Source organism: Flavobacterium sp. (assembly GCF_046317795.1).
In the GTDB taxonomy this organism is placed as follows: Bacteria; Bacteroidota; Bacteroidia; order Flavobacteriales; family Flavobacteriaceae; genus Flavobacterium.
The window spans coordinates 1-9,540 of sequence record NZ_JBKCVI010000077.1; the positions used below are offsets into that span (position 1 = coordinate 1).

Sequence of the window (9,540 nt, forward strand, 5' to 3'; positions counted from 1 at the left end):
AGAATGGTTGCACGATGGTGATGTGGTTGAAGCCACTGTAGAAGGTATTGGAACGATTGTAAATACGGTTAAAGAAGTATAGTAGCGCTGCAATAAATTTTACTCAAAAAAATACAAAAGGTGCATGAAATAATTATAGAATCTCCAATTGCTGTGGTATTGCTGGGCGCAGTAATTCTGGCTATTATTTATCATATTGTCATGTATTTTTATAATCGTGATGAACTATTAATTCATTATTTACTTTATCTTTTTTTTACAGGTGTCTTTGTTTTACAAAGGACAAGGTTTATATATTATTGGACTAACCCTGAAATTGAAAAAACTATTTATGACTATTTAATCGAACCATTTCAAATCATTTATTTAGCAAGTTATTTTAACTTTATTCTGCAATCAATTGAAGTTAAAAAATCAAAAAATACGTTTTTATATCATTCTTGGATAGCCATTCTCACGATTTTAATAGGATACTCAATTATTTTTGTTATCGCGAAACTCTTTTTCAAATTCGAAAATTATGGTATTTGCTTTATTGCTATTCGTGTTTTTATATTTTTCCTCACGTTTATAATGCTGTGGCAATGTTTCAGATTACGCCACATCACTTTTCAACTTTTCATATTAATCGGTAGTGCCCTATATTTTGTATTTGGGATTATAAGTTTTATATCAAACCTAAATCTATCTAACGACATGAGTATTTATCCACCCGAATGGCTAATGATAGGCAGCTTTATCGATATCATTTTCTTTTCAATAGCAATGAGTTATCGGAATAAAAAACAATTCGAAAGTATGAGTTTGGCTTTGTTAAAAGATGCAAATGAAATCATCGCAATGCAAAAAATAGTATTAGAAAAACAAACCGCTCTCGAAAATGAACGCAATAGAATTGCCCTAGACATGCATGATGATATGGGTAGTGGATTAACTAAAATAAATTATTTAAGTCAAATGGCGATTTCTAAAGTTGATTTAGATGAAAATTTGAGAAAAATCAATCAGACATCATCTGATTTAGTAACTAGCATGAGTGAAATTATATGGGCGATGAAAGAAGATAATAACACACTAGCCGATTTAATTTCTTTTGTTAAAATTGAAGCGGTGGAATACCTGGAAAGCAATAATATTGCTGTAATAATCAGTATTCCTGATAATAGCGAAAATGTAAACATCAATGGCAATAACCGAAGAAGTATTTATTTAATCATTAAAGAAGCACTTCACAATATTGTAAAACACGCACAAGCAAATCAAGTATACATTCATTTTACTCTAAGAGATGAAATGATTGAAATACACATCATAGATAATGGTGTTGGTTTTCATCAAAACAATACAACCATTGTCAATAACGGCTTGAAAAATATGGAACAAAGAGTAAAAAAGATGAACGGTACGTTGTCTATTCTATCTCAAAATGGCACAACAATTCAAGTTAGCTTACCATTGAAGGGGTTGCTTTAACCAAAATCAACCAAAAGGACTATTGACTTCACTTGAAAAAAAAGTTAATTTGCTGATAAATTAAAGCTAATGATAAACATTTGTATAATTGAAGATATTGTTGAAATTCAAAAAGGCTTACAATCTATTATAGAAAGTAACCATAAATTTCATTTACAGGCATGCTTCTTTAATGCAGAAGAAGCCATTCTCGCTTTGCCCAACTTACATCCAGATGTAGTGATTACCGATATTAACTTACCAAAAAAAAACAGGAATAGATTGTGTAGCAGAAGTAAAAAATAGTTGTCCAAACATTCAATTTATTATGTTTACGATTTATGAAGATAATGATCAGGTATTTGATGCGCTCAAAGCTGGAGCAAGCGGTTATATTCTTAAGAATACAAACCCACAAAAAATTATTGAAGCAATAATTGAACTTCATGAAGGGGGCAGCCCCATGTCACCAAAAATTGCTCGAAAAGTATTATCAACTTTTAATACCATTTCAAACAATTCAATCCTTAGCTTACTTTCTAAAAGAGAATAAGAAGTATTAGAATTATTAAGTAAAGGATTTCTTTACAAGGAAATAGCAGATAAACTTTTTATTTCGTTGAGTACAGTCAAACGACACTTAAACCATATTTATTCCAAACTGCAAGTTCAAAACAAAACCGAAGCTGTAAATAAATTATATGGCAAAAGCTAAAAAATGATACAAAAGGTTGATTGACATAGCTAATTAATTTTTATAGGTTTACCTAAAAAATATAGCTTTGAAAAAGATTTATACTTCATTAATTATAGCTTTTTTTATTAGCAACAGCTACTCACAAGTTGGTATCGGGACTACTAACCCAGATGCGTCTTCTATTTTGGATATAAATTCAAATTCTTCTGGACTTCTTATACCGAGAGTTAATTTAAGTGATGTCACAAATGCAACATCTCCCATAGTATCTCCAGCAGCGAGTCTTTTAGTATACAATACAAATCCATTTTTAGTTGGCGGAAATGGCGTAGGTTATTATTATTGGAATGGTTCCTTTTGGGCAAAATTAGTTTCTACCAATGATGAAAAGTGGAACAGAAATGGTTTTGGACAACTTTATCCAACTAACGTAAATGACTACGTTGGCATTGGCACCAATAATCCGTTTACAAATTTGCATATTGTGTCCAGTTCATCTAATCCTGTAATTTTTGATGGTGGCGATGATTTGTATATTTCCTTTGCTGAAAACGGAAACTTCAGGGGTTATTTTGGAAGTTATGCTGGTAACGCAAGTGACATCGAATTTGGCACATATAGTGGAAATTTTGGCTCCCTCCACTTAACTACAAATAACACCCCAAAACTAACTGTTTTGAATAATGGAAATGTCGGCATTGGCACAACAAACCCTTCAACAAAACTCGATGTTCAAGGAGGAAATGCAGCTATAAATAATACGATAATTGGAGAAATGGGTTTTGGTAGTATTTGGGCAGGTTTTGCTCATCAAAACCAAGCAAACGCAACTGGATATGGTTTTTTACATTCTAATGATGGGAACTTTGCTCTTATAAATAAAGAAAATACTGGTGTAGGATATATTGGCTTTAGAGTTGGAAACATCGATAAGGCAGTTATTACTAATGATGGTAATATGGGAATAGGAATTACAAATCCTTCTCAAAAACTAGACGTTATAGGAAAAGTAAAAATTACCGATGGAACTCAAGCAGCAGGAAGAATTTTAGCTTCTGATGCGAATGGAGTGGGTACTTGGGTCAATAGTAGTGCAATAAAACCCGCCGTTATTGGAGTATTTGCTGGTGGTGGTGCTAGCTTTGGAAACGGAACTCCCGTAGGCACACAAAGTGCGATGAATTATTGTAATGTTTATATCGATTTACCTCCCGGTAAGTGGATTGTATTTGGCACCTATCTTCTTGCAGGAGCAACTACCCTTTCTAGCGGTCAAAGTATCTTTGTAAGAACAACACTATCGACAAGCAATATATTTGTTTCAAATCCAGATATTGTTTCTGGTGCATTAATTTCGGGCATATTAGCGGGGCCAACTGATTTTGGTTTAGCCAATGGACAAACTGTAATCAATAACACTAGCGGAAGTACCAAACGCTATTACATGTGGGCAAATATCCAAAAATATGGTTCTGTAGCAACCTCGTACAGTATGTCGGGGGTAGGAAGCAATTTTTGGGCAGAAAATCAACTTTCAGCGATTCCAACAAATTAATTTAACATGAGTTCGATAGTAGCTTTTTAAAAAAATGGTGTTAACAATTAAATCTAATAGTTTACTTTTTTACGGTTGTAACATAAAAAAGTAAATGTGAAAAAATTTTAATCTAATAAGAAATTAAGTTTTATGCTACTTAATTCCCTTAACTATGGTAATGGTTTAAATTAAGTTTTATTCGTATAAATAGAGTTAATTCCTAGAGACAAAGTTCTAGTTTTCTGTCTTGAAGAAGAGAGATATTATCGTCACAAATATTTATTTGATTAATCATATCTTATTTTCCAGAAATAACTTTTAAGCACTAAACCACAGCTTTTTGACAAATCTGCGTTAAGCTCTAATGCTACTAAAATGTTTTATCCAATGCGAAGAAAAAAAAACTATTTCAAATTTGATTATTTTATTTCCTCAATATCTTCCAATTGCCAAGTCTTATCAAAGTAAGCTTCAGTTGGTCCGTAAAAACGGAAGTATGGAAACCAACCTTTGCCTGGTAGTGTTTTAATATAATTTTTATTAGCGCCTTTAGGTTTTGTAGGACCAAAGTAAATATCAACAGAGCCATCAGCATTTTTCTCAATATCTTTTCTGGAAGACATGTCTGCAGAACCTTGATCGGTTACCAATGGACCTCTAGTAACATTATCATACAAGGTAATAGACCAAAATTGTTTAACTGGTGCATTGGCTGGAACATGAAAATGGTAACTCTTTGAACCCACAAGCCATTTGCCTGCTTTGTCTTTTGAAGTTTCCAGATAAACCTGACCAAATCCTAATATTCTTCCTTGCATTCCTGTACTGTTTCCAATGGCTTCATAAAACCATGAAGCTCTTTGATCCAGTTGGGTATAATTACTATCTTCTTGATTTAATTCAACCATGTTAGCATACTCCCAATGCTTGTCCTTCCATACAATTGAACCGGCAAATCTTTTTTCATAAGCATTGGCCCGAGCGGTCAATTCACCCACCATGGCCGCCTCGTTCAGAATTTTGGTCAAGCGCTCATCCGGTTGAAAAGCTTTACCTTTTTCAATTCCAAGTGAAGCCATCATACCATAAATAACCCTATCACGGGTTTGCACAGGTTCTGGTTCAAGCGCATCAGCCACCATTTTAAAATAGTTCGCATCAGTAGGTTGTGCAGATGTCCATGCTTTACCATTTACAGGAACAAAATTGGTTACAGTGGCCTTAGATCTGTCGTTCCAACTGTAAATTTTAAATTTCCTAATAGTTTCCTCAGCAATTTTTGGGTCTGGGTCTAATGCTCTGGTACCAAACCATACTTGTACAGTAGGAGAAATATAAACCCTATAACCTGGGACAGCTATCATTTTAGAACCAGGAGGAAGAAATAGATATTTTCCTCCTGCACCTTTATCGGGTCCGGTTTGACCAATATCTGTGATGGGCTGCTGCCAAAGATCAAGCAGTCCACCCGCTATTAATCCAGCTGGTGCATCTATTACGAAAGCTCCTTGCTTGCTGAAGTTCCAAAAACTAAACGCATACAACGTTGTAATGTTAGGTGTCAGCATGCCACTTTTATCTTTAAGGTCAAAAAACATCGATATCTCACCGTCTTTTATACCAAGTTGATCTCGTTGTGCAAGGTGTAAACCATGAAATCCAACCATTGGCAATGCCCAAGTGTGTATTTGGCAAGCCCTTTGAAAATCCCTTTCGTCATAGAGTTTAGTAATAGCATCTTCTGAAGGATAACCACTTTCTAATTTTAAATCACCAAAGCGAGTAACAATATTGTCACCTGTTTGTGTTTGCTCAGTATTATCGGTGTTGGAAGTTGCTACTTTATCTTTCTGATTGCAACTGAAAGTAATTGTTACTAATAATAAAGATAGTAATCTTGCGATTTTAGTATTGTTTTTCATTTATTTGATATTAAATTAATGTTTTCCTATAATATATTTAAACAAACTACATTTAGAAATTAAATGATAAAATGTTTTGATTAAGCAAAGTACCTACCTACTTAATAAACTCAACTTTCTGAACTTCTTCATTAATGCTATCAAAGAAACCTTGTTCGTTCATCCAATCATCACTAAAAACTTTGCTCATATAACGAGAACCGTGATCAGGGAAAATCGCAATTACATTACTGTTTTCATCAAACTCACCTTCTTCGGCATATTGCTTGATGGCTTGCATGACAGCACCCGAAGTGTATCCCACAAACAACCCTTCTTTTTTAACAATTTCTCTGGTAGTGTGCGCACTTTCTTCATCGGTAACTTTCATAAAGTGATCAATTACATCAAAATCAGTCGCAGTTGGAATTAAGTTTTTACCTAATCCTTCTATTCTGTATGGATAAATTTCATCGGCATCAAACTCCTTGGTTTCGTGGTATTTTTTTAAAACCGAACCAAAAGCATCAACACCAAGAATTCTAATATTTGGATTTTTTTCTTTTAAATATTTTGCAGCACCTGATATAGTTCCACCAGTTCCGCTACAGGCAATTAAATGGGTGATTTGCCCATTGGTTTGCTCCCAAATTTCTGGACCTGTAGATTTGTAATGGGCATCAATGTTTAATTGATTAAAATATTGATTGATGTACACAGAACCTTTTGTTTCTTCGTGTAAACGCTTTGCTACATTATAGTAGGAACGCTCATCATCAGCAGAAACATGTGCAGGGCAAACATACACTTTGGCACCTAAGCTCCGAAGCATGTCAATTTTATCTAAAGAGGATTTAGAACTTACCGCTAAAATACAATTATACCCTTTAATAATACTAACCATAGCTAAACTAAAGCCAGTATTCCCCGAAGTAGTCTCAATAATAGTGTCTCCTGGAGATAGAATACCTTGTTTTTCAGCTTCTTCTATAATATATAATGCAATTCTGTCTTTAGTAGAATGACCAGGGTTGAAGGCTTCAACCTTAGCATAAAAATTTCCTTGTAAAGATTCGGTGATTTTATTAAGTCTAATGAGCGGTGTATTCCCTATTAATCCTAATACATTATCGTAAGCTTTTATATTTTCTTTCATAAAATAAATTAGTCAAGGCATGGTTTAAAGACTTTTTATAGCCATATAAACTTTGCAAATTTAATAAAAAATATTTTAAACTATCTTTTTATTCCTTCTAAATCTAATAAAAAACTGTATTCTTTAGCGATTTCCTTAATGGCCTCATACCTTCCCGACGCACCACCATGACCAGCATCCATATTGGTATCCAAATATAATTGATTATTATCAGTTTTCAAAACTCTTAATTTGGCAACCCATTTTACTGGTTCCCAGTACTGTACCTGAGAATCGTGCAATCCAGTTGCAATATACATATTGGGATAGTTTTGTGCCGTTACATTGTCGTATGGTGAATAGGAAAGCATATAATCATAATATTTTTTTACATTTGGATTTCCCCATTCGTCATATTCACCGGTAGTCAATGGAATGGTTTCGTCTAACATTGTTGTTACCACATCTACAAAGGGCACTTGTGCAATTACACCATGGTATAACTCTGGGGAAATATTTACAATTGCACCCATTAATAATCCTCCAGCCGAACCACCTTCGGCATACAAATGGCTAGGTGAAGTATATTTTTCGGATATTAAAAACTTGGAACAATCAATAAAATCGGTAAACGTATTTTTCTTCTTTAATAACTTTCCGTTTTCATACCAAGGACGACCTAAATCTTCACCACCTCGGATGTGAGCAATAGCAAAAATAAATCCCCTGTCCAAAAGCGATAATCGAACAGAAGAAAAATGACAATCCATCGTAACACCATAGGATCCATAGCCGTATAGTAAAGTTGGATTTGCACCCTCTTTTTTCATTCCTTTTCGATAAACCATAGAAATGGGCACTTTTGCTCCATCTGTTGCGGTAGACCAAATTCTTTCTTCTTGATAATTATTCTTATCAAATTTACTATCGAAATCTCGGGACAAAACTTCCTGTTCTTTTAGGATTGTCTTTTGCTTTGTTTGCATGTCAAAATCAATAACCGAAGTTGGTGTGGCTAATGATTGGTAACCATAACGCAAGATTGGAGTATCAAAATCCAAATTGGTGGTGGTATATGCCATATAGGTTTCGCTTTCAAAAGGCAAATAGTACTCTCCTTCTCCACCCCAAGGAATAATTCTGATTTTATTCAAACCGTCAGCACGTTCAGAAACCACTAGATAATCTTTAAAAATGTCAATATCTTCCAACAAAACATCTTCTCTGTGCGCAATCACATCAACCCAGTTTTCTTTTGAAGTCTGGGCTTCTGGAGTTTTCATTAGCTTAAAATTAGTGGCTTTATCCTTATTCGTTACGATATAAAAATGGTCACCATAATGCGACATCGAGTATTCTAACCCACGAGTTCTTTTTTGAAAGACTTTAAATTTTGCATCTGGAGTTTCTGATAAAACCGTTTGGTATTCGGTAGTTAGCGTACTACTGAAATTAATAATAATGTATTTTTTTGATTTCGATTTATAAACAGAAACATCAAAAGTGTCATCTTTCTCAAAATAAACTAAGGTGTCATCTTCAGCAGTTGTACCCACTTTATGTTTATAAATTTTGTCGGCACGAAGCGTAACTTCATCTTTTCGAGAATAAAATAAGGTTTTGTTATCACTTGCCCATGTGGCGCCACCAGTAGTGTTTTCGAGTTTTACAGGAAGAATTTCGCCCGTTATTAAATTCTTAATTTGAATGGTATATTGCCTTCTTGAAACAGTATCAACACCAAAACTTGCCCAAATATTGTCTTCACTTATGCTCAATCCTGATAAGTTAAAATAAGCATGCCCTTGTGCCATTTCATTACAATCAAAAAGGATTTCTTCCTTTGCTTGTAAATTTCCTTTTTTTCTAGAATGAATGGGATAATCTTTTCCTTTTTCAAATCGGGTTATGTAATAATAACCGTTGTAAAAATAAGGAACCGACTCATCGTCTTCCTTAATGCGGGCTTTCATTTCCTCAAACAACTCTTTTTGAAAATCCTTTGTGTGAGCAGTTGATTGTTGGTAGTATTCGTTTTCTTGATTGAGATAATCAACTACCTCAGGGTTTTCCCGATTGTTTAACCAATAATAATTGTCGGTACGAATATGACCGTGTTTCTCCAACGAATGAGGAATAATTGAAGCATTTGGCGGTAACACTATAGTTTCGGGCATTGAATATATTATTTTAAATTACAAAAATAATGATACTCTTTATAGTGTTTCTAAATTTAAAATAAAGTTATGCACTTAAAAATTAACAGTTTTATACCTAAATTTCAATGTTTTCCAAAGTTTCCAATACATATTCATGCATTACTTGTCTGTAATCTAAATGGGTTACCATTCTTAGTTTTCCTTTGGCTAGCAAACTTATTGAAATCCCTTTTTGTTTTAACTTATCAATCACTAGTTGATCTTGAACAGGAGGTTGAGCCGAGAACACCACAATATTAGTTTCGACTGGTTCCACTTTTTCAACCCAATTGCATTGTTCGAGTTGTATTCCTAATTCCTTCGCTCTTCTATGGTCGTCTTCTAATCGATTAATATTGTTTTCCAAAGCATAAATTCCGGCTGCTGCCAAATAACCCGATTGACGCATATTGCCTCCAAATATTTTTCGAATACGCAACGCTCTATGAATTGTTGCAGCATCAGAGACTAAAACTGAACCTATTGGACATCCCAAACCTTTGGAAAAACAAACTGAAATGGTATCAAATAGTTCTCCAAATTGCTTTGGCTGTTGATTTTTTGCAACCAAAGCATTCAATAATCTTTCTCACTCATGATGGTATTTCATGTTATGTTTG

The 9,540-nt window shown here is 34.0% G+C and carries 8 protein-coding genes and 1 pseudogene; 5 read left to right on the forward strand and 4 right to left on the reverse strand.

Translation table 11 applies throughout. The features are described 5' to 3' along the window. Positions 1 to 153 precede the first annotated feature (153 nt). From ACK5ON_RS04590 to ACK5ON_RS04610, 5 genes are all read left to right on the forward strand, one after another. Positions 154 to 1,473 (forward strand): 7TM diverse intracellular signaling domain-containing protein, encoded by a 1,320-nt coding sequence (locus tag ACK5ON_RS04590; RefSeq protein ID WP_409820321.1) that lies wholly within the window; start codon positions 154 to 156, stop codon positions 1,471 to 1,473. A gap of 69 nt (positions 1,474 to 1,542) precedes the next feature. Beyond that, on the forward strand, positions 1,543 to 1,758 hold the full coding sequence (locus ACK5ON_RS04595; protein ID WP_409820308.1) for a response regulator transcription factor: 216 nt from the start codon (positions 1,543 to 1,545) through the stop codon (positions 1,756 to 1,758). A gap of 22 nt (positions 1,759 to 1,780) precedes the next feature. After that, positions 1,781 to 2,005 carry a hypothetical protein gene (locus ACK5ON_RS04600; protein ID WP_409820311.1) on the forward strand — a complete coding sequence of 75 codons (225 nt, stop codon included), beginning with the start codon at positions 1,781 to 1,783 and terminating at the stop codon, positions 2,003 to 2,005. A 60-nt stretch (positions 2,006 to 2,065) separates the two neighbouring features. Next, complete coding sequence (locus ACK5ON_RS04605; protein WP_409820323.1) at positions 2,066 to 2,167, forward strand: helix-turn-helix transcriptional regulator; 102 nt, start codon at positions 2,066 to 2,068, stop codon at positions 2,165 to 2,167. A gap of 67 nt (positions 2,168 to 2,234) precedes the next feature. After that, on the forward strand, positions 2,235 to 3,704 hold the full coding sequence (locus ACK5ON_RS04610) for a hypothetical protein (RefSeq protein ID WP_409820314.1): 1,470 nt from the start codon (positions 2,235 to 2,237) through the stop codon (positions 3,702 to 3,704). A gap of 401 nt (positions 3,705 to 4,105) precedes the next feature. On the opposite strand, the gene ACK5ON_RS04615 is transcribed toward ACK5ON_RS04610, so the two are convergent. The 4 genes and pseudogenes from ACK5ON_RS04615 to ACK5ON_RS04630 all read right to left on the reverse strand — a co-directional run. Further along, positions 4,106 to 5,608 (reverse strand): DUF1254 domain-containing protein, encoded by a 1,503-nt coding sequence (locus tag ACK5ON_RS04615; protein ID WP_409820316.1) that lies wholly within the window; start codon positions 5,606 to 5,608, stop codon positions 4,106 to 4,108. A 97-nt stretch (positions 5,609 to 5,705) separates the two neighbouring features. Continuing rightward, the gene (locus tag ACK5ON_RS04620; RefSeq protein WP_409820318.1) at positions 5,706 to 6,743 is read right to left on the reverse strand and encodes a PLP-dependent cysteine synthase family protein; all 1,038 of its coding nucleotides are present in this window, start codon (positions 6,741 to 6,743) and stop codon (positions 5,706 to 5,708) included. An 80-nt stretch (positions 6,744 to 6,823) separates the two neighbouring features. Continuing rightward, complete coding sequence (locus ACK5ON_RS04625; protein WP_409820319.1) at positions 6,824 to 8,899, reverse strand: S9 family peptidase; 2,076 nt, start codon at positions 8,897 to 8,899, stop codon at positions 6,824 to 6,826. A gap of 97 nt (positions 8,900 to 8,996) precedes the next feature. Then, positions 8,997 to 9,540, reverse strand: a pseudogene (locus ACK5ON_RS04630) (threonine aldolase family protein); the annotation flags it as partial.